Annotated in this window: 23 protein-coding genes and 1 tRNA gene; 14 read left to right on the top strand and 10 right to left on the bottom strand. The window is 65.4% G+C overall.

From position 1 onward, the window contains the following. Nucleotides 1–14: 14 nt before the first annotated feature. Nucleotides 15–770 (bottom strand): TSUP family transporter, encoded by a 756-nt coding sequence (locus ACP69Z_RS10995; RefSeq protein ID WP_426267525.1) that lies wholly within the window; start codon nt 768–770, stop codon nt 15–17. Nucleotides 771–854: 84 nt separating this feature from the next. Between ACP69Z_RS10995 and tgt the strand changes: the two genes are divergently transcribed. Both tgt and ACP69Z_RS10985 read left to right on the top strand, forming a co-directional pair. Then, entirely contained in the window at nt 855–1,991 is a 1,137-nt protein-coding gene (gene tgt, locus ACP69Z_RS10990) for a tRNA guanosine(34) transglycosylase Tgt (protein ID WP_426267524.1), read from the top strand. Between the two features lie 193 nt (nt 1,992–2,184). After that, complete coding sequence (locus ACP69Z_RS10985; RefSeq protein ID WP_426267523.1) at nt 2,185–2,670, top strand: Hsp20 family protein; 486 nt, start codon at nt 2,185–2,187, stop codon at nt 2,668–2,670. A gap of 155 nt (nt 2,671–2,825) precedes the next feature. Here ACP69Z_RS10985 and chrA read toward each other — a convergent pair whose 3' ends face one another. The 5 genes from chrA to ACP69Z_RS10960 all read right to left on the bottom strand — a co-directional run bounded on the left by chrA (nt 2,826) and on the right by ACP69Z_RS10960 (nt 6,920). Then, a complete protein-coding gene (gene chrA, locus ACP69Z_RS10980) occupies nt 2,826–4,058 on the bottom strand; it encodes a chromate efflux transporter (protein ID WP_426267522.1) in 1,233 nt (410 codons plus the stop codon). A 219-nt stretch (nt 4,059–4,277) separates the two neighbouring features. Beyond that, complete coding sequence (locus ACP69Z_RS10975; RefSeq protein ID WP_426267521.1) at nt 4,278–4,544, bottom strand: hypothetical protein; 267 nt, start codon at nt 4,542–4,544, stop codon at nt 4,278–4,280. A 116-nt stretch (nt 4,545–4,660) separates the two neighbouring features. Next, the gene (arsC, locus tag ACP69Z_RS10970; RefSeq protein WP_426267520.1) at nt 4,661–5,008 is read right to left on the bottom strand and encodes an arsenate reductase (glutaredoxin); all 348 of its coding nucleotides are present in this window, start codon (nt 5,006–5,008) and stop codon (nt 4,661–4,663) included. A gap of 3 nt (nt 5,009–5,011) precedes the next feature. Then, complete coding sequence (locus ACP69Z_RS10965) at nt 5,012–6,445, bottom strand: DEAD/DEAH box helicase (protein WP_426267519.1); 1,434 nt, start codon at nt 6,443–6,445, stop codon at nt 5,012–5,014. Between the two features lie 100 nt (nt 6,446–6,545). Then, on the bottom strand, nt 6,546–6,920 hold the full coding sequence (locus ACP69Z_RS10960) for a hypothetical protein (RefSeq protein ID WP_426267518.1): 375 nt from the start codon (nt 6,918–6,920) through the stop codon (nt 6,546–6,548). 275 nt (nt 6,921–7,195) lie between these two features. Between ACP69Z_RS10960 and ACP69Z_RS10955 the strand changes: the two genes are divergently transcribed. Further along, nucleotides 7,196–7,993, top strand: coding sequence for a SapC family protein (locus ACP69Z_RS10955; RefSeq protein WP_426267517.1), 798 nt, complete (start codon nt 7,196–7,198; stop codon nt 7,991–7,993). Between the two features lie 145 nt (nt 7,994–8,138). Here ACP69Z_RS10955 and ACP69Z_RS10950 read toward each other — a convergent pair whose 3' ends face one another. Then, on the bottom strand, nt 8,139–9,002 hold the full coding sequence (locus ACP69Z_RS10950) for an N-formylglutamate amidohydrolase (RefSeq protein WP_426267516.1): 864 nt from the start codon (nt 9,000–9,002) through the stop codon (nt 8,139–8,141). Nucleotides 9,003–9,133: 131 nt separating this feature from the next. Between ACP69Z_RS10950 and cpdR the strand changes: the two genes are divergently transcribed. Beyond that, complete coding sequence (cpdR, locus tag ACP69Z_RS10945) at nt 9,134–9,511, top strand: cell cycle two-component system response regulator CpdR (RefSeq protein WP_426267515.1); 378 nt, start codon at nt 9,134–9,136, stop codon at nt 9,509–9,511. Between the two features lie 90 nt (nt 9,512–9,601). After that, nucleotides 9,602–11,065: a M48 family metalloprotease gene (locus ACP69Z_RS10940; RefSeq protein WP_426267514.1), complete on the top strand. Its 1,464-nt coding sequence runs from the start codon at nt 9,602–9,604 to the stop codon at nt 11,063–11,065. 74 nt (nt 11,066–11,139) lie between these two features. On the opposite strand, the gene ACP69Z_RS10935 is transcribed toward ACP69Z_RS10940, so the two are convergent. Next, nucleotides 11,140–11,316, bottom strand: a complete 177-nt coding sequence (locus ACP69Z_RS10935; RefSeq protein ID WP_426268091.1) for a Flp family type IVb pilin — start codon at nt 11,314–11,316, stop codon at nt 11,140–11,142. A 104-nt stretch (nt 11,317–11,420) separates the two neighbouring features. Continuing rightward, nucleotides 11,421–12,173, bottom strand: a complete 753-nt coding sequence (locus ACP69Z_RS10930) for a hypothetical protein (protein ID WP_426267513.1) — start codon at nt 12,171–12,173, stop codon at nt 11,421–11,423. Between the two features lie 67 nt (nt 12,174–12,240). On the opposite strand from ACP69Z_RS10930, the gene ACP69Z_RS10925 reads away from it, so the two are divergent. From ACP69Z_RS10925 to folE, 7 genes are all read left to right on the top strand, one after another. Next, on the top strand, nt 12,241–12,930 hold the full coding sequence (locus ACP69Z_RS10925) for a ComF family protein (RefSeq protein ID WP_426267512.1): 690 nt from the start codon (nt 12,241–12,243) through the stop codon (nt 12,928–12,930). Between the two features lie 61 nt (nt 12,931–12,991). Next, a complete protein-coding gene (gene grxC / locus ACP69Z_RS10920) occupies nt 12,992–13,246 on the top strand; it encodes a glutaredoxin 3 (RefSeq protein ID WP_426267511.1) in 255 nt (84 codons plus the stop codon). Next, nucleotides 13,243–14,070 (top strand): carbon-nitrogen hydrolase family protein, encoded by an 828-nt coding sequence (locus ACP69Z_RS10915; protein ID WP_426267510.1) that lies wholly within the window; start codon nt 13,243–13,245, stop codon nt 14,068–14,070. The genes grxC and ACP69Z_RS10915 overlap by 4 nt, the downstream gene beginning before the upstream one ends. 50 nt (nt 14,071–14,120) lie before the next feature. Further along, nucleotides 14,121–14,197 (top strand) — tRNA-Arg (locus tag ACP69Z_RS10910). A gap of 21 nt (nt 14,198–14,218) precedes the next feature. Continuing rightward, nucleotides 14,219–14,464: a DUF6356 family protein gene (locus ACP69Z_RS10905; RefSeq protein WP_426267509.1), complete on the top strand. Its 246-nt coding sequence runs from the start codon at nt 14,219–14,221 to the stop codon at nt 14,462–14,464. Beyond that, a complete protein-coding gene (locus ACP69Z_RS10900) occupies nt 14,454–15,773 on the top strand; it encodes an FAD/NAD(P)-binding protein (RefSeq protein ID WP_426267508.1) in 1,320 nt (439 codons plus the stop codon). Before ACP69Z_RS10905 ends, ACP69Z_RS10900 begins: the two co-directional genes overlap by 11 nt. After that, nucleotides 15,766–16,380 (top strand): GTP cyclohydrolase I FolE, encoded by a 615-nt coding sequence (gene folE, locus ACP69Z_RS10895; protein ID WP_426267507.1) that lies wholly within the window; start codon nt 15,766–15,768, stop codon nt 16,378–16,380. Before ACP69Z_RS10900 ends, folE begins: the two co-directional genes overlap by 8 nt. On the opposite strand, the gene ACP69Z_RS10890 is transcribed toward folE, so the two are convergent. Beyond that, nucleotides 16,377–17,675: an APC family permease gene (locus tag ACP69Z_RS10890; RefSeq protein WP_426267506.1), complete on the bottom strand. Its 1,299-nt coding sequence runs from the start codon at nt 17,673–17,675 to the stop codon at nt 16,377–16,379. The two genes, folE and ACP69Z_RS10890, sit on opposite strands and share 4 nt — an antisense overlap. Before the next feature lie 87 nt (nt 17,676–17,762). Between ACP69Z_RS10890 and fabD the strand changes: the two genes are divergently transcribed. Both fabD and fabG read left to right on the top strand, forming a co-directional pair. Beyond that, the gene (gene fabD / locus ACP69Z_RS10885) at nt 17,763–18,689 is read left to right on the top strand and encodes an ACP S-malonyltransferase (protein WP_426267505.1); all 927 of its coding nucleotides are present in this window, start codon (nt 17,763–17,765) and stop codon (nt 18,687–18,689) included. Beyond that, entirely contained in the window at nt 18,689–19,429 is a 741-nt protein-coding gene (gene fabG, locus ACP69Z_RS10880; RefSeq protein ID WP_426268090.1) for a 3-oxoacyl-[acyl-carrier-protein] reductase, read from the top strand. Before fabD ends, fabG begins: the two co-directional genes overlap by 1 nt. Nucleotides 19,430–19,490 lie beyond the last annotated feature (61 nt).

Raw genomic sequence — 19,490 nt, 5'->3', positions numbered from 1 at the left:
CGGTTGTCTGCCGTTCAGGCGGCGAAATAGCCCCACAGCAGGCGCGCCGTCATCGCCACGCTGGCAGTGATCAGGAGCGGCCGGATCAGCTTCGCTCCGAAGCGCATTGCCGTGTGGCTACCCAGCCAGCCGCCCGCCATGGCGCCGATCGCCATGCTCGCGCCAAGCAGCCACAGAACCTTGCCACCGATCGCGAACAACAACACCGCAGCGACATTGCTGGTCCAGTTGAAGAACTTGCACAGCGCCGTCGCACGGGTCAGCCCGTATCCACGCAGCGCCACCAGGCTGGAGGTGAAGAAGCTGCCCGTGCCCGGCCCGAAGAAGCCGTCGTACAGCCCGATTGCGCCGCCCACCGGCGCATAGCCTCGGGCGCTGAGCCGCTGGTGCGCGTCTTCGTCCCCCATCCGCGGGCTGACGAGGATGTAGACGGCATTGGCGAGCAGCAGCAGTGGGATCACCAACGCCAGCGTGCGCGCGTCGACATATTGTACCAGGATCGCGCCGCCTGCCGCCCCAGCAAAGACGATCAGCGCGGTCGCAAGATTGGGACGCCAGTCGATCAGCCCCTTGGAGCCATAGTTGCGCATCGCGACAAACGTCCCGCACATCGACTGCAGCTTGTTGGTGCCAAGTGCCTGCAATGGAGGCACGCCGCTGACCAGCAGCGCCGGCATGATGATCAGCCCGCCCCCGCCGGCAATGGCGTCGATGAACCCGGCGACAAAGGCGACACCGGTGAGCACGGGATAAAGCCAGGGTTCGATCACCCGGACCCTCTATCCGCTGGTCGCAAGCCAAGTCGAGGGACGGTTCTCGACTAAACTTGGACGGAGCGGGTAGGGGGCTCCCCCATGTCCTCCCGCTTTTCCTTCACCATCCACGCCACCGACGGCCGCGCCCGGCTCGGCACTATCGCCATGCAGCGGGGCGAGATCCGCACGCCCGCCTTCATGCCGGTCGGCACCGCCGCCACCGTCAAGGCGGTGAAGCCCGAAGGCGTGCGCGCGGCGGGGGCCGACATCATCCTTGGCAACACCTATCACCTGATGTTGCGTCCGGGCGCGGAGCGGGTCGCGCGGCTGGGCGGGCTGCACCGCTTCATGGGCTGGGACCGCCCGATCCTGACCGACAGCGGCGGTTATCAGGTGATGAGCCTGGCCGACCTCAACAAGGTGACCGAGGAAGGCGTAACCTTCAAAAGCCATCTCGATGGCTCGCGCCACTTGCTGAGCCCCGAACGCTCGATCGAGGTCCAACGACTGCTGGGCTCCTCGATCGTAATGCAGTTCGACGAGCTGGTCCGCCCTGACGTCCCCGAAAAGAAGCAGCGCCAAGCGATGGACCGCTCGATCCGCTGGGCGCGCCGAAGCCGTGAGGAATTCGAACGCGGGGGAGCGCATGCCGAGGCCAACGCGATCTTCGGCATCCAGCAAGGCGTCCTCGACGAGAAACTCCGCCGGGAAAGCGCCGATGCGCTGATCGACATCGGCTTCGATGGCTATGCGGTCGGCGGGCTGGCGGTAGGCGAGGGGCAGGAAGCGATGCTCCGCTGCCTCGACTTCGCGCCCGGCCAGCTACCGGCCGACAAACCGCGCTACCTGATGGGCGTCGGCAAGCCCGACGATGTCGTCGAAGCGGTCACCCGCGGCATCGACATGTTCGATTGCGTGCTTCCCACCCGCTCGGGCCGCACCGGCCAGGCCTTCACCGCCGACGGCCCGCTCAACATCCGCAACGCCGCCCATGCCGAGGACCAGAAACCACTGGAAGAAGGCTGCCCATGCCCGGCATGTTCGACCTACAGCCGCGCCTATCTCCACCACCTCGTCCGCTCGGGCGAGATCCTCGGCGCGATGCTGATGACCGAGCATAATCTGTGGTTCTACCAGCGGATGATGCAGGGCCTTCGCGATGCGATCGGCGAGGGGCGGCTGGCGGTTCACGCCCTCGACTTCCTCGAACGCTATCGGGCTGGCCGAAAAGGCTAACGTCTGCCTGATCGCCAAGTCCGCTGACGACCCACAGCGGACATGGCGATCGACGTCGCCCAAAGTCTTGAAACTGCGGAAAGCCATTCCAATCTGCCGGTCGCCGGACGCCTTCACGAGGGTCTGGTGACGGGCTGGGGAGCTTGTCGCCTCTCGGTCCGCCTTGTTGCTCAGTCGCAAAGGAGGACAAGACATGCGCAGTGCGTTTGATTTCACCCCCTTCCGGCGCAGCGCCGTGGGGTTCGACCGGTTGTTCGACATGCTGGAAAGCAGCGCGGCATCCGGAGCGAGCGAAAATTATCCACCTTTCGATCTCATTCGCGAAGGTGAGCATGAATACCGGATCGAACTTGCCGTGGCCGGGTTCCGGCGCGACGAAATCGAGATCACCAGTCATCAGAATGTCCTGATCATTCGCGGTCGCAAGACTGACGAGTCCGGGGCCGACTACATCCATCGCGGGATCGCGACGCGCAGCTTTGAACGGCGCTTCGCGCTCGCCGATCATGTCCAGGTGACTGGCGCCGACCTCGCCGACGGAATGCTTGCGCTGACCTTGAAGCGCGAAATTCCCGAGACCATGAAGCCGCGGCGGATCGAGATTGGCGGCATCACAGCCGCGCCGCAGCACGACAGGATCGAGGCCAAAGACGAAAAGCGGCAGAGCGAAGACGCCTAAGGCTTCCCTGCTACCTGAAGGGCTCCGGGCACGTTCCCGGAGCCCTTCTTCTGTTAATGGCGCGGTTGGTGGTTCTGGCGCTTCCTCAAAGGTCGTCGCTGCGCGCCTCGATTCAGACGCCCGTTACGGTGTCCGCTTACGACCCAATTCGGACGTTAGCTGCCCCTAAGAGCCAGCGCCCCAATTGCCGCGCCAACAGCCAGCACAACCGGGGTAGCGAACTTACTTTTCCAGCCATACATCACCGCCAGCGCTACTGCGAAGGTGGCCGCACTGACGATCAGATTAGGTGTTCGCAGGATCGACGTGCGTGTCAGATCCACTAAGGTCACGGCAATCAGTCCGACAACTCCCGCCGCTACGCCCGCAAGGATCGTTTGTAGCCGCTTGTGCTCCGCGACTGCCTCCAGCCGTTCGTAGAAGACGAGGGAGAACGAAAAGGCAGGCAGAAACATGCCAGCAGTGATTGCCAGAGCGCCTTGAGGTCCGCCGCTGATCCACCCAACAAACGTGGCGAAGATCACGAGCGGTGCTGGCAGCACACCCGACAAGGCTAGTCCATCGAGGAATTGGCCGTCCGACATCCACCCTCGCCCGACCGTATCATTCCGGACGAATGGGATGGCGGTGTAAGCTCCGCCAAAGGTCAGCAAACCACCCTTCAGTCCAGCCACGAACAGAGCCAAGGTGCTTGGGGAAGCTTCCGTCACGATCGTAGTAGTTTGGGCGAACCGCACGGCACCGTCAGCCAGAAGTATCCCTGCGAGTAAGGCAGCCACGAGCACGACCACTGTCCATCCGTATCGACCTGTTCGAGCAAGCGCGTAGGCTATCCCGGTGGCTGGAAGAACAAGCCAGAAGCCCACTCCTGCGAGAGAGGCCGCCGCTCCAAAGAGGGCGGCCGCCCAGAGCCAGCGATCCAGAAGGATGTGTTCGCCTATTCGATGCACTGCCCTAATGATGACTGCAAGGACCGCCGCCTGAACGCCGAAAAACAAGGCACCGAACACGGTCCCCTCGATCCGCAGGCGCGAGTAGAGCCACGCAAGAACCAGCATCAGAATGAAGCCGGGAAGCATAAAGCCGAAGCCTGCGAGCAGTCCCCCGAGACGCCCCTTGGCACGGATGCCGAGATGGACACAAAGCTCGTGCGCCTCAGGCCCCGGTAGCACTTGCATGACCGCGAGCAGCCGATTGAAGCTGCCGCTTCCTATCCATCTCTCCTCATCGACGAGTTCCCGCCGGATCATGGCTATTTGTGCAACCGGGCCACCGAAAGCCATGACACCGAAGCGCAGGAAACGGAGGAACAGGCCCGCGTAGCTGAGCGAAGGCGGCCTAGGTTCTGCTTCGTCCGAAGTTAGGTCAGGCTGCGTGCTAGCGCTCATACCATCCCCTGGGTTCGCTCAGGGGATAACGAGCATAATGTCCGCTTTCCACTCAAAGCGGACATCTGCACCAACCGTTGCAAAATAGGATTTCACCCGCTCCACTCCTCAGAGCGGATCGCCGCGACGCTCTTTCAAGTTGCTGTCAACTACAACGCAGGACGGCGCGTCGCGCAAAAACCTGCGCCCTATGTGAACTTCGAGAACTTCGCGGCGGCTTCAGACCGCCGCCAGCTCGTCCGCCTTGTCGAGGATGGCGAGATCGCGCAGCAGATGGTCGACGCTGCGGGTCATCTCGGGGAGGAAGCTCACCTGGTGCCGCGCGCCGCGATAGCTTTCGGCCATGAGGATCGCGTCGAGCAGGATGTTTACGACCTGCAGCTCCGCATCCTCGAGCTCGCTCAGCCGCTGCAATCGCTCCAGCACCTTGCGGCGCGCCGCATCCGGGTCGGCCAGCGCCTCCGATCGAGCGATGTTCCACGCCATATCTTTCTCCTTTGTGACAAGGAGATAGACGCGCTGGTGATTAGGGGAAGCTCGGCTCGCCGTGGGTTCGGCTCGCGGCGGCGATGGCGGACCGTTTAACGACCGCAGTGACCGCCTCAGATGAGGTCGAGCAGCTTTTCCCTGGGCCGGCACAGTGCGGTGCCCTTGGGGGTCACCACGATCGGGCGGTTGAGCAGGATCGGATGCGCTTCGATGGCGTCGAGCAGCGCGTCGTCCGGCAGGCTCTCGTCGGACAGGCCAAGCTCGGCAAACGGCGGTGCGTTTTCGCGCAGCAACGCCCGCACCGGAACACCGGCCTCAGCCGCCAGCTGCCGGACCTCCTCCCGGCTCGGCGGTGTCTGCAGATACTCGACGACCCGCGCTTCGATCCCGCGCTCCTCGAGCATGGCAAGGACATTCCGCGACGTCCCGCATGCCGGATTATGGTAGACGGTGACGTCCACGACTTAGCTGCCCAGCGAGACCGAGAGAAAGCTCGGCAGCGGGCCGTTCCAGTCTTCCTCGGCTGAGGGCTGGGCAGCGCGGGGGGCAGGGGCGGGCTTGCGCGGCGCCTCAGCTCGCTTCGGCTCTTGCGCGCGCTTCGGCTCGCTGGAACGCGTCGTTGGGGCAGGTTCTGCTTCTTCCGGGCGCTTCGGCTCGCTCGGGCGAGGGGCAGGTGCAGCGTCGGCCTTGTCGCTCTCCGTCTTGCCGGAACGACGCGAGGACCGCTTGGCCTTGGGCTTGTCGGTCTGCTGCTCCGCCGCGACGTCGGCGTCGCCGTCGTTGGACTCCTGGCCGAAACGAGGGATCGGAGTGCCGGTCAGCTTCTCGATCTGCGCCACGGCCTCGCCATCCTCGCGGGTGGCGAGGGTGTAGGCCTTGCCCTTGGCGCCGGCGCGTCCGGTACGGCCGATGCGGTGCACATAGTCGTCAGGCTGCCAAGGCACGTCGAAGTTGAAGACGTGGCTGACGCCCTTGATGTCGAGCCCGCGGGCAGCGACGTCGGAGGCGACGAGGATGTTGATCTCGCCGGCCTTGAAGCGGTCGAGCTCGGCGATCCGCGCGGCCTGCTCCATGTCGCCGTGGATCTGGCCGACCGCAGAGCTCGAGCGCTTGAGGCTGGTGGTCAGCTCGCGCACCGTGGTCTTGCGGTTGCAGAAGATGATCGCGTTGGTGACGTCCTCGGCCCGAAGCAGCTCGCGAAGCACGTCGCGCTTCTTGTCGGAACGCGTTTCGACCAGCTTGGCGTCGATGTTGAGATTGGACGAGGCCGGGCGCGCGACCTCGATCCGGCGTGGTTCGGTGAGGAACTTGGCGGCGAGCTTTTGGATCACCGGCGGCATGGTCGCCGAGAACAGCAGGGTCTGCCGCTGCTTGGGTAGCTTGGTGCAGATTTCCTCGATGTCGGGGATGAAGCCCATGTCTAGCATGCGGTCGGCTTCGTCGATCACCAGTAGGTCGCAACCGGTCAGCAGGATCTTGCCGCGGCTGAACAGGTCCATCAGGCGGCCGGGGGTGGCGATCAGCACGTCGACGCCCTTTTCGAGCGCCTTGATCTGGTCGCCCATCTGGACGCCGCCGATCAGCAGCGCCATCGAAAGCTTGTGGTATTTGCCGTATTTCTCGAAATTCTCCGCGACCTGGGCGGCGAGTTCGCGGGTCGGTTCGAGGATGAGACTGCGCGGCATCCGGGCGCGGCTGCGACCTTCGCCCAGGATGTCGATCATCGGCAGCACAAAGGCGGCCGTCTTGCCGGTGCCCGTCTGGGCAATGCCAATCAGGTCCTTGCCCATGAGCACGGGCGGAATAGCGCCGGCCTGGATCGGAGTCGGCTCGGTGTAGCCACTATCGCCGATGGCGCGCAGCAGGTCGTCGGAAAGGCCGAGATCGGCAAAAGGCATCAAGTTATCCGGATAAGAGAAATGGCCAGCGCTGCATCGGAGCAGGCCGGGCGCTTCGCGCCGTGGGCCAAATGGCCGTTCAAGTCAAGAAAAGCGCCGGTCAGAGCGCTTTGGGCACCATCCGCTTGAACTTCTCGATCCGGCACGAGCCGCCGATGCGGCTGCGGATTTCGTCCCGCTTGGCGCACACCCGTTCGTCTTCGGGCTGGATGTAGAAGTTGCCGTAGAAATCGAGCGTCGGGCAATCATCGTCCATCCGGGCGCGGATCCGGCTGCGATCGGAAAGAAGAAAGTCGACCGAGCGCGCGTCACCCAGAGCGGCGGCGACGATCCGCTCGGAGCCGATGCACTTCGGCCCCTTTTTCTCTTCCCACACGATGCGCCGGGCCGCCCGCGGCCGGATCACCGGCACGCGAAGGATGACTTCTTGCCGAACCACCAACCGTGTCACCGCCACCGGCTGCAGCTGCGCCACGCCAACAACGGAAGCGAGCCAGGAGAGAAGCGGAAGCGACAACAGCATGAAGGATCTAAAAACCTGTCAGTGAAGCGCCGGGCAGCGCCGGGGGAGAGCAGCCCTGGCAAATGTCTGTCCCGCGTTGAACCCGGGCTGAACTTGGCGTGGCTTTTGTGCACGGGAAGGTGCCACACTTGCAAGCACCCCCAAGCCCGCATAGAGGCGCGGCCCACTACGTCTTCATCAGGGGCCGGCTGGCGGGCCATCCCCAATCCATTCTTCAGGAGAGATCAATGGCTTCCGCTGCGCCGAACACCGGCCTTCCGCTCCTCTACAATCAGCTCGAGCCGATCAGCAGCCAGCAGCACGGCACCATGAAGGTGCGCGGCCTGGAGTCGCTGCCCGCCGTTGCCAACGTCCATGCGGTTCCGCTGACGGTGGATGAATTCGGGCTGGCCCAGCGCCATTATCCGATCATCTTCTCGGCCGGCGACGATCCCGTGCCGCTTGCGCTGATGGGCCTGAACGAAGGCGTCAACACCTTCATCGACGCGCAGGGCCAGTCGATCGAACGCCATGCATATCTGCCGGCCTATCTTCGCCGTTATCCGTTCCTGCTTGCCCGCCTGAACCCGCAAAGCGACGAACTGTCGCTGTGCGTCGATCCGACGGCGGGCGCGGTCGGTGACTTCGAGGAAGGCCAGCCCTTGTTCGACGGCGACCAGCCGAGCGAAGCCACCAAGGCGATCCTCCAGTTCTGCGAGCAGTTCGAGGAAGCCGGTCAGCGTACCGGCATGTTCATGGCCGAGATCAAGAAGGCTGGGCTGCTGATGGACGGCGAAGTCGCCATCCAGCCGGAAGGCACCGATCAGCCGTTCATCTATCGTGGCTTCCAGATGGTCGATGAAGAAAAGCTGCGCGACATGCGCGGTGACGAACTGCGCAAGATGAACCAGAACGGTCTGCTGCCGCTGATCTTTGCGCATCTGTTCAGCCTGTCACAGGCCCGTGAGATCTTCGCTCGCCAGGTCGAGCAGGGCAAGGGACCGGTGAACCAGCTTAACGCGGCACCGCAACCCGTCGAGGCGTGATTCTGGCGCGGCGGGGCGAGGGGGCGACCGTCTTGCCCCGCCCCGCCGCTGCCACCACATCGGGCTGGCACCGGAAAACGGCCATCGTGGACCGGCTGCGTTCCCCTTGACCTAATGGCCCTCGGCGCTTTGCCGGGGGCTTTTTTTATTCAGCAGCGACGGGGAGGGCGCTTGGGTCGAGAAGAGCGTTGCCGAGCGTCTCCGCGATCGCCTGGATCATTCGTGCGGAGCGGTCGAACCCCGGCCCCGGCGCTCGTCCGGCGCTATCGAGATAGCAGCGACGATCAAGTTCGAGCTGAACAGCATGGATCCCGCGCACCGGCGCTGCATGAGCGGCGATGATGTGCCCTCCGGCATAAGGATCATTGGAGGCGGTGCTGAAGCCCTGAACCTCGGCTGTGCGCCGGCAGAGATCGCTGACGAAGGCAGCCGCGGTTGTGCCATGGCGGTCGCCGATCACGAGCTCGGCCTGATTGGGCCGCCACGGCATCGAATGGCAATCCAGGAGCAATACTTCGCCATGTCTGCGCTGGAGTGACGCGAGCTGCTCGGCGACGAGCTGGTGATAAGGCCGCCATGCCGTGTCCAGGCGTGTCTTGAGCTCGGCCGGGCCGATCCGCCGCCGCCATAACTCGCCGCCTGCTGCCAGCCGCGCGGGAACGAGGCCAAGCCCGGCGCGAACCCGCCAGCCGTCGTGGCCGCTGCCCGGCGGCATGCTGATCACCGCCGGGTCCAGCTCGTCCTCGGCACGGTTGCAGTCGATGGCAGCGCGAGGCGCATCGGCGATAACGCAGGAGAGGCCGAGAGCCTGCGCTCGCCAGATCAGACGATCGACGAGCGGATCCTCCAGCGGGCGAAGGCTGTCCTGACCGCGACGGCTAAGCCGCACCAACCAGTTGGGATATGCCCTCCCGGCGTGCGGCACCGAGAGGAGGACGGGCAATCGTCCGGTGCCGGGTATCAGCCGCGGAGAGGCGAGGGCACCGGCTTCGGCGGGACGAATAGTCAAGGGGCACAGGCTCCGTCACATGGCTTCGGCTCGGCTTGCGTTCGCGGCGCCACTTTTCTTCCAACGTGGACCCGCGAAGCCTCGTTCCGCCTAGAAAATCTTAAAGCTTCCGGGCATAAGAGACCATTCTCATGATCAAGATTCTCCTCGCCGAAGACGATAGCTCCATGCGCGAATATCTGGCGCGGGCGCTGGAGCGTGTCGGCTACAGCGTGAAGGCGGTCGGCTGCGGCACAGAAGCGATGCCGCTGCTCGAAAGCGAATCGTTCGATCTCCTGCTCACGGACATCGTGATGCCCGAGATGGACGGGATCGAACTGGCGCAAAAGGCAGGCGTGATCGACCCTTCGATCCGAGTCATGTTCATCACCGGCTTTGCCGCCGTGGCCCTGCAAAGCGGCCGCACCGCGCCTGAAGCGAAGATGCTGAGCAAGCCGTTCCACCTCAAGGATCTCGTCGCCGAGGTGGACCGGATGTTCCAGACCGAGGACCAGCACGGCCGCCTCTAGGCCGCTCGTTCAGCTGTAGGGAGGTCCGGAACCGGACCGCCTCCGTTCCGTTCAGGATGGCGAAAAACCATCACCTGTACGGACGATCCCATGCGTAAGACTCTCTTCTTCCTGAGCGCTGCCGCCGTGGTGACGGCGCCGGTGGCGCTGTCCGCCCAAACCGCCAATCGCAGCCTTTCGGCTCGTTACGTTCAGGAAGCCCAGCAGCAGCATCCGGCCGTGGTTCAGGAATTCGGTGGTGCCGAGACGGGCGCACGCGGCGCTTACGTCGAGAGCGTCGGCCGTCGCATCGCTGGGTTCTCCGGCGTCAATCCGGGCTCGTTCCGGTTCACGACGCTGAACTCGGCGGTGGAGAATGCCTTCGCGGTGCCGGGCGGCTACATCTACATCACGCGCCAGCTGATGGGCCTGATGAACGACGAGGCCGAACTGGCCTTCGTGCTCGGGCACGAGACCGGCCACGTCGCTGCCAACCATGCGCAGGCGCGCCAGTCCGCCGCGCAGCGCAATGCCGTCAGCGGCATCCTCGGAGCGATCATCGGATCGGTGATCGGCGGCGGGATTGGCAGCGCGATTGGCCAACTCGCGCAACAGGGATCGCAGCTCAACACGCTGCGCTTCAGCCGCAGCCAGGAATATGACGCCGACCGGCTCGGCATCGGCTATCTTGCCCGGGCCGGTTACGATCCGGCAGCGTCGGCCAGCATGCTCTCGGCGCTGGGCCGGGCGACCGCGCTGGAAGCGCGCGTGCAGGGCAAGGAAAACCGCTCTACGCCCGAGTGGGCTACGACCCACCCCAACAGCGAGAACCGCGTTGCGCAAGCCTCGCAGCTCGCCCGCCAGACCGGCCGGGCCGGAACCGGGCTGCGCAATCGCGACCAGTTCCTGGCCCAGCTCGATGGCGTGTTCGTCGACGATGATCCCGCGCAAGGCGTGATCGATGGCCGCACCTTCGTCCACCCCGACCTCCGCCTCGCCTTCACCGTGCCGACCGGTTACCTGATGCAGAACAGCACCGACGCCGTGTCGATCCAGGGGTCAGGCGGGCAGGCGCAGTTCAAGACCGGGCGCTTTTCGGGCAATCTCCAGACCTATATCCAGCAGCGTCTGCAGGAGCTGACCGGCGGCCGGACGCAGATCCAGGTGGTCGAGAACAATCGCACGCAGGTGAACGGCATTCCGGTCGAATATGTGATCGGCCGTGCACAGACTTCGAACGGCGTCGTGGACGTCAGTGTGTTCGCTTATGCGTTCGACCAGAACACGGCCTACGACTTCACCATGCTGACCCGCGGCGGGCAGGGTGTCGGGCAGTTCTCGTCGATGGTGAATTCGCTACGCCGCATTTCGGCGCAGGAAGCCGCTGGCATTCGGCCGCGGGTCATCGATGTCTACACGGTTCGCGCAGGCGACACGGTGCAGAGCCTGTCGGCGCGGATGGCTTACCCCAATTTCCGGGCCGAGCGGTTTCTCTCGCTGAACGGGCTCGCCTCCAATGCGCGGCTGGTGCCCGGTCAGAAGGTCAAGCTGGTGGTACTCGGCCAGCGCCGCTGACCAAGGTGGGCGTGCTTAGGTGACGCCAGTGCCTCTGGCAGGCACCGGCAACACAAAGGTGATAGGCGCGCTCGTCAGTTGACGCTGTTGGTCGCTGAGCTCACAAAACCGCCGATTTTGCCCCACATACCGTTGGAGCCGCCGCCAAGCGCCGACATGCCGGTAATGCAGGCCACGGCCAGCAAGGCAGCAATCAATCCATATTCGATCGCCGTTGCGCCGCTCTGGTCAGCGCGCAACTTGCGCAACATCGTTCGGATAGCGTCCAAGCCACCCTCCTCTGGTCCACGTCCACGCCGAGTGTGCTAACTGTGGTCGGTTAACGAAACATGCGCATCACGTTCTTGCTATGCCGTTAAGCAGATGTGGGCTGCAACCTTGCCCAAGCGGCAAAGTGAAGCAGATCGACACGTTCGGTCGTGGCGGTGCCATCCCCCGCCTCGACAAAGGCAAGGCGCGCCGCCGCAAGACCAGCCTTGCCCATCCCGCGACGGGGACGAGCGATCAGCACATTGGTCGCGGCGTGATCGCGTAGGTCGTTAATCAGCCGGTCGAAGCTGCGGTAGCGGAGGGTCAGCCGGTCGATGTCGACGACGGCATCGCTCAAGCCCGCTTCGCCAAGCAGGGTCGCCAAGGCGCCGGGCTCGATCCGCGGATGGCTCCGCGCTGCAAAGGCACTGCCGGCTTCCCGATCGGCGCTGTGCAAAGCCTGCCGCAGCGCAGGCAGGCTTTGCCCGCCGGGAATAGCACCTGCCAGGAGGCCGCCGGGTAACAGCCGCGAAGCAATGATGCGAAGTAGCAGTCGTAGCTCGTCGCGGTTGTCGAGCTCGCCCATGATCAGGATGAGGTCGAGGCTGGCCTCTTCTTCGTCGGCAAGTGCATCGATCGAGTTCCCAAAACGTACCTCTTCGCCGAGCTTCTCAAGCTTGGCCTGTAGAGCAGGCGGAACACCCGTCGCGAGAATGCTCTCGAAGCGGCGGCTCACCGGCCCGAGCCGCTCCAGCCACTCGTCGACGATCCGCTCGGCAAGGAAAGGGCGCGCTTCGCGGCGGAGTGCCCGCTGCCGCCGTACCAGGCGCGCCGCGTCGTCGAACAAAGTTTCGGCCATGCCCCCTTGTGGGAAGGCCGGGGCTGACGGACAAGAGTATATGAATGGCGCGAGAGCTTTGCGGAGGGTGCAGACGGTTGGCGGCTGGCTGCTCGACTTCGCCCTTCCGCCGCGCTGCCCGGGCTGCGGCGAGATCACCACGGCGGTGGACTTGTTCTGCGGCGAATGCTGGGGCTCGCTCGAGTTCCTGAATGCCGGGTGCGATTGTTGCGGACTTGCCCTGAAGCCGGGTGACGATGGCACGTGTCTTACGTGCGAGCAGGGCAACGGCCCGCTTGGCCGCGTCCGCGCTGCGGTCGCTTATGGTGAGGTCTCCCGTTCGATCGCCATGCGTCTGAAATACGGCCGCAAGATCGCACTTGCGAAGACCATGGCCGGAATGATGAAGCGGCCGATGCACGGGCTTGATCCGGAAGCGACGCTGGTGCCCATTCCGCTGCATCGCTGGCGCTTGTGGGGACGCGGCTTCAATCAATCGGTGCTGATCGCCCGCGCCATGAAGCGGCCGATGGACGGTGATCTGCTTCGTCGTATCCGCGCAACTCCGCGCCTGAAAGGGCTCAACCCTACGCAGCGGCGGCGCACGGTCGAACGCGCGTTCGCCTTGCGGCCGGGGGCGAAGGTGGAAGGACGACCGTTCATCCTGGTTGATGACGTCATCACGACCGGCGCAACCGCCGAGGCGTGTGCCAAAGTGCTTCGCGGTGCCGGGGCCAGCAGCGTGGATCTGATCGCCTTCGCACGCGTCCTTGGCTGACTGGCACTTCGCGTGCCGCGCCCTATCTTGGGCGGAAGCCAACTTCGGGAGACCAAGTGCCGTGCCGAACGTCGAAATGTATTTCAAGTCGACCTGCCCCTACTGCATCCGCGCCGAAGCGCTGCTCCGTTCCAAGGGCGTGAAGGCAGAGGTCTACAACCTCGATGCCGGCGGGCCGAAGCGGGACGAGATGATCCAGCGGTCGGGCCGCATGACCGTGCCGCAGATCTTCATCGACGGGCGTCACGTCGGCGGCTGCGACGACCTGTTCGCGTTGGAGCGGGACGGGCGGCTGGACACGCTTCTCGCCGCATGAGCCGGATCGCGCTGCTGCAGGCGCAGACCGGGATCGATCCGGAGCGCAATGGCGCGGCACTGGTCGACGCGGTCAAACAGGCGCGCGCCGGCGGTGCGACGATGCTGTTCACGCCGGAGATGAGCGGGTTACTCGACCGTGATCGCGAACGAGCAGCCGCCAACCTGAAGGCGCAGGCGGATGACCCGGTCCTTGCCGGGGTGCAGGAGGCAGCTGCCCGCGAGGGTATTTGGGTGCACCTCGGCAGTCTGGCGATCCGGCGCGAGGACGGCTTGCTCGCCAATCGCGCCTTTGTAATCGATCCGGCCGGCGCCATCCGCGCCAGCTACGACAAGCTGCACCTGTTCGACGTCGACCTGCCCACGGGCGAAAGCTGGCGTGAGTCGGCGAGTTATGCGGCCGGCGAGGGCACCGTCGTGGTCGAAGGCACGCCGGTCGGTCGGCTCGGCCTCACCATCTGCTACGACATCCGCTTCCCTGCGCTCTTTGCCGCATTGGCAGAGGCAGGCGCGGACACCATCGCGGTCCCGGCCGCCTTTACCGTGCCGACCGGCAAGGCGCATTGGGAGATCTTGCTTCGCGCCCGCGCGATCGAAGCCGGCCTGTTCGTGGTTGCAGCGGCACAAGCCGGACAGCACGAGGACGGGCGCGAGACCTATGGGCATAGCCTGGTTGCAGGTCCGTGGGGCGAACTCCTCCTCCAGATGGACGGTCTGCCGGGTCTCGGCTTTGCCGACCTCGACCTTGCCCGCATTGGCGAGGTGCGCGGGCGCGTGCCAGCCTTGTCGCATCGGCGCGCCATTCCGCCTGTCGCGCTGCGCTGACACCCTTCGCGTTGATCTTGGGCGTCCCCATCCTCTAAGAGGAGCGCGAAGGCCCCGTAGCTCAGCAGGATAGAGCGCCAGATTCCTAATCTGTAGGCCACTGGTTCGAATCCAGTCGGGGTCACCACCACCGCCACGGGGGGCGAAATTGATTGGCCGGCTGTTCCTCGACCATCCCCGATCGCTCGGCATGGGCTGGGCAGGGCACGGCAGCGGTGCCGTGCTGATCGGACTTCGCATGATCGGCGGCGGCCTCGCCTGCTTGGTCCACGCTGTCGTCCCCGCATTATTCACCGAAACGGCAGGGCGTACCGTCACCAGCCTCCACGCTTACATGACGCGGCGCAAGGCGGACGCGCCCGACCCGCAGGCCTGGCCCGATTATGAGATCTGACGCGGCGCCGGTTCATCCGGTCGCCATTGTCGGCGGTGGGTTTTCGGGCGTGATGACCGCCGTCCATCTCGCAGCGAAGGGCGTCCCGGTCGCGCTGATCGATGGTACGGGCCGGCTTGGCCGCGGCGTCGCTTATTCAACGCGCGAGCCGGTGCACCTGCTCAATGTCGTGACGGCAAAGATGAGCGCCTGGCCCGACAAACCCGACCATTTCAGCCAATGGTGCGCGGATGACGGCCTGAGCTTCGCCGAGCGTCGCGCCTTTGGTCGTTATCTTGGCGATCAGTTGGCCCAAGCCGATGGCGTGACGCCGATCGAAGCCATGGCTGTGGCGGCGAAGCGAGTGGGGGACGGATGGCTCGTCACTCTTTCCGATGGGCAGCAGATGGAGGCATCGGCGCTGGTCCTTGCCCAAGGCAACCAGCCGCCCACCCCCTTTCCGGGGTCGGCGGGACTGCCGGAGCAGCTTTTCATCAACAATCCGTGGAGCGAAGCTGCTCACGCCGCCGTCGAGCGGGTGGCTGAAGAGGGCTCTGACGTCCTGATCCTCGGCACCGGCCTGACAATGGTCGACACGGTGCTGTCGCTGGCTGCTGCCGGGCACGAAGGTCGCATCACTGCCCTGTCACGCCGCGGGCTCATCCCGCGACCGCACGTCCACCCGCCCCGTCCGCCCGTGCCGGTGTCGCTAGACGAGGTGCCGCACGGCAATGTGATCGCGCTGTGGCGTTGGCTGCGCCGCAGGTCGGCCGAGGTCGGGTTCCAAGCCGCGGTGGACGCGCTGCGGCCGCACACTCACGCCATCTGGCAGCAGCTTGGTGAGCGTGAGCAACGCCGGTTCATGCGTCATGCGCGGCCGTGGTGGGACGTCCACCGCCACCGTATCGCGCCGCAGGTGGCGGAGCAGCTCAAGGACATGATCGCCGCAGGCCAGCTTGAGATTGTCGCAGGGCGGGTTCGTCGCTTGGAAGCGGACAGTGATCAGCTCAGGGTAGCGATTGCTCGGCGCGACGGCCGCGAGGCGCTGCGCGAGGTCGGCGTTGCCTTTAACTGCACCGGCCCGCTTGGCGACCTTCGCCGCACCGCAGATCCGCTGCTGCGCGGCTTGCTCGAGGACGGATCGGTCAGGACCGATGCCTTCGCCATGGGCCTCGACGTCGATAGCCGCAGCCGCGCCGGCAACGGTGTGTGGGCGCTGGGTCCGCTGACCAAAGGTCGCTATTGGGAAATCGTCGCCGTCCCCGATATCCGCCATCAGGCGCAGGCCGTCGCCGCCGATATTCACGAGGAACTCGTCACCCATGTCTGACACTCCCGACGATGGCGATCTGGTCGCACCGGCGCCCAAGCTTCCGGTGCCCGACGATGTCGCTGAGGCGGTCCGCACCCTGATCCGCTGGGCCGGTGACGATCCCGCTCGCGAGGGCCTGCTCGACACGCCGGCGCGCGTCGCTCGCGCGTGGAAGGAATATGCCCGGGGCTACAATGAAGACCCCGCCGCGCACCTCTACCGGACGTTCGAGGAGGTCGGCGGTTATGACGAGATCGTGCTGCTCAAGGACATTCCGTTCCAGTCGCATTGCGAGCATCACATGGCGCCGATTATCGGTAAGGCGCACATCGCCTATCTGCCCAACACGCGGGTGGTCGGCATTTCCAAGCTGGCGCGCGTGCTGCACGGCTTTGCCCGGCGCCTGCAGGTGCAGGAGCGCCTGACCGCCGAGGTCGCCGACTGCATCTGCGAGCATCTTCAGCCCAAGGGCGTCGCGGTGGTGATCGAGGCGACGCACGCCTGCATGACTGCGCGGGGGGTGAACACACCGGGCGTCATCATGACCACCAGCCGAATGATGGGCACCTTCCGTTCGGACGAGCGCAGCCGCAAGGAAGTGCTGGCGCTGATGGGGAGGGGCTAAGCCTCGCTTGAGCGGCGGCTGAGCCAGCGGATCGGCAACCCGGCAAGCGCCAGCGCAATGCCCCAGAGAGTCGCTCCAAGACCTGCGCCGACGAACATCGCTACGCTATAGACGAGGCCAAGCAGCGGCACGGCAGCCCACGTGCCGCCGACACCGAGCTTCATCGCGGCGGCAGCGCACGCGACGTACAGGATCAGCATCGACGCGGTCGAGATCAGCGCGATGAAGGCGTAGACCGCGACAAAGCTCGCCGACGTGCTCGCCAGTACAAGCAGCGCGGCGAGGATGGCGCAGACCAGCAGCGAGCCGACCGGCACGCCTGCCTTGTTGGTCCTGCCGAAGAAGCGCGGCAGGTCGCCCGGGACGGCAAGCGACTGGCCCACGCCCGCGGCTAGCAGCAGCAGCGCATTGCAGGTGCCGAATGCACTGATCGCGGCGATGAGGGCGACCACTCCGCCTGCTCCGGTGCCGAGCGCCGGGGCGATCGCATCGGCAAAGGGCGCGCTGCTTGCGCCCGCCACCGCGCTCGGCAGCAGCAGGAGGGTCGCGAGCGTCGCACCGAAGTAAATGGCGCCGGTCAGCCCCGTGCCGACGATGGTCGCACGCGGCACCGTTTCTTCGGCATTGTTGGTGCTGGTCGAGACCACTGCGGCGGATTCGAAGCCGGTGAGCGAGAACAGCATCAAGGCCGCGGCGCCTGCGATGCCTGCCACGGTGATCGACGCTGGCGCCAATGGCTCAACCGGCTGTCCGCTACCGAGGCGCATTGCGACCAGCACGACCACTGCAAACAGCGGGATGATCTTGATCAGCGTTGTCACCACCTGCACCCGCCCGGCCGATCGCGCGCCGGTCAGGTTGACGAAGGTCAGGATGGCAATGGTGCCGAGCGCAACAACGGTGAGCCCGATGCCCGATGCCGCTGCCGGAACCACGTGCCCGACTGCGCCCGCCACCGCCACGGCGACCGCCGCGACGCCGGTCCATTGCGCCACCATGTAGCTCCACATGGTGAGAAAGGCGGCGGCGTCGCCAAAGGCCGAGCGGACGTAGACGAACGGGCCCCCAGGAATGTGGCGAGCGAGCCGCGCAACCGTGATCGCCAGCAGCATGGTGCCGGCGATCGTGACCGCAAAGGCCGCAACAAGGTTGGGGCCATAAGGCGCCAGCGTCGCCGGAAGCAGGTAGATGCCTGAGCCGATCATGGTCCCGACCACCATGGCGAGGCTCATGGCACCGCCGAGGCGCTTGGATGGCGGCGGGGGCGGCGGGGCGATGACGTCCGTTTCGTTCATGCAACCATGTTCCATGCCGCCCTGTGCTTGGCAATCGGCCCGTGCGGGCTTAACCGCCGCGCAACACAAGGACGGGAGTTTTTCGACGTGCGCGCTTTTCTCTTTCCGGGGCAGGGGAGCCAATCGGTCGGCATGGGTTCTGCGCTTGCCGGCGCAAGCCGCGCGGCCAAGGACGTGTTCGCCGAAGTCGACGAGGCGCTCGGGCAGCATCTGTTCAAGCTGATGAGCGAAGGTCCGGAAACCGATCTGACGCTTACGGAGAATGCACAGCCGGCGATCATGGCGCACAGCATCGCGGTGCTTCGGACACTCGGGATCGATCTCGCTTCCAAGGCGGACTTCGTCGCTGGCCACAGCCTTGGCGAGTATAGCGCGTTATGTGCAGCCGGCAGCTTCGACCTCGCCACCACGGCGCGGCTGCTGAAGAAGCGCGGGCAGGCGATGCAGGCGGCCGTGCCGGTCGGCGTCGGCGCCATGGCCGCGCTACTCGGTGCCGACCTCGAAAAGGCCGAAGCGATCGCGGCAGCCGCGGCAGAAGGGCAGGTGTGCACGGTCGCCAACGACAATGATCCGAGCCAGGTCGTCATCTCCGGCCATCGCAGCGCCATTGAGCGCGCGATCGCCATCGCCAAGGACCACGGCGCCAAGCGTGCGGTGCTGTTGCCCGTCTCGGCGCCGTTCCATTGCCCGCTGATGCAGCCCGCCGCCGACGTCATGGCCGACGCCCTCGGCAGCACCGACATCAAGGCACCGGCCGTGCCGCTCTACGCCAACGTCATCGCAGCGCCGGTGAGCGATCCGGATCGCATTCGTGAACTGTTGGTCGAGCAGGTGACCGGCATGGTCCGCTGGCGCGAAAGCATTCAGGAGATGAGCGCGGCGAGCGTCGTCGAGTTCGTCGAGATCGGCGGCAAGGTGCTGGGCGCGATGGTCAAGCGGATTGCGCCCGACGCCAGGATCACGAGCGTGGTGACGATGGAAGACGTCGAAGCCCTCGCCAAGGAGATTGCATGATGTTCTCGCTCGAAGGAAAGACCGCGCTTGTGACGGGCGCCAGCGGCGGGCTCGGCAGCGCCATCGCCAAGGCGCTCGTCGCCCAGGGCGCGCGGCTGGCGGTAAGCGGGTCCAATGCCGACAAGCTCGAGAGCTTCCGGGCCGGCCTTGGCGGCGATCATGTGGCGCTGCCTTGCAACCTGTCCGACGGAGCCGCGGTCGACGCACTCGTGCCGCAGGCGGTGGAAGCACTCGGCGGCAAGCTCGACATTCTCGTCAACAATGCCGGCGTCACCCGCGACAACCTCCTGATGCGGATGAAGGACGAGGAATTCGCAAGCGTCATCGCGATCAACCTCGAAGCCGCCTTCCGGCTGATGCGCGCGGCCGCCAAGCCGATGATGAAGGCACGCTTCGGCCGGATCGTCAGTGTCACGTCCGTGGTGGGCCAGACCGGCAATCCGGGCCAGGCCAATTACGTCGCGTCCAAGGCCGGTCTCGTCGGTATGAGCAAGGCGGCCGCTCAGGAACTCGCCAGCCGCAACATCACGGTGAATTGCGTGGCGCCCGGCTTCATGACCTCGGCGATGACCGACGCGCTGAACGATGCGCAGCGTGCAGCCATCCTGTCGAAAATCCCCAGCGGTGCGATGGGCAGCGGCGAGGATGTCGCTGCCGCCGTCGTGTATCTTGCCAGCCGCGAGGCGGGTTATGTCACCGGGCAAACGCTGCATGTGAACGGCGGGATGGCGATGGTGTAAGCAAGCGGGACCAATTGGTTCCGCCGCTTCCATGCTCTTCCCTCGGCCGTATTGCATCTCT

It is taken from the genome of Sphingomonas sp. LHG3443-2 (genome assembly GCF_049896405.1).
Taxonomy (GTDB): domain Bacteria; phylum Pseudomonadota; class Alphaproteobacteria; order Sphingomonadales; family Sphingomonadaceae; genus Sphingomicrobium.
The sequence above is the reverse complement of the archived record's forward strand: the minus strand, read 5'-3'. Positions and strand labels throughout refer to the sequence as shown.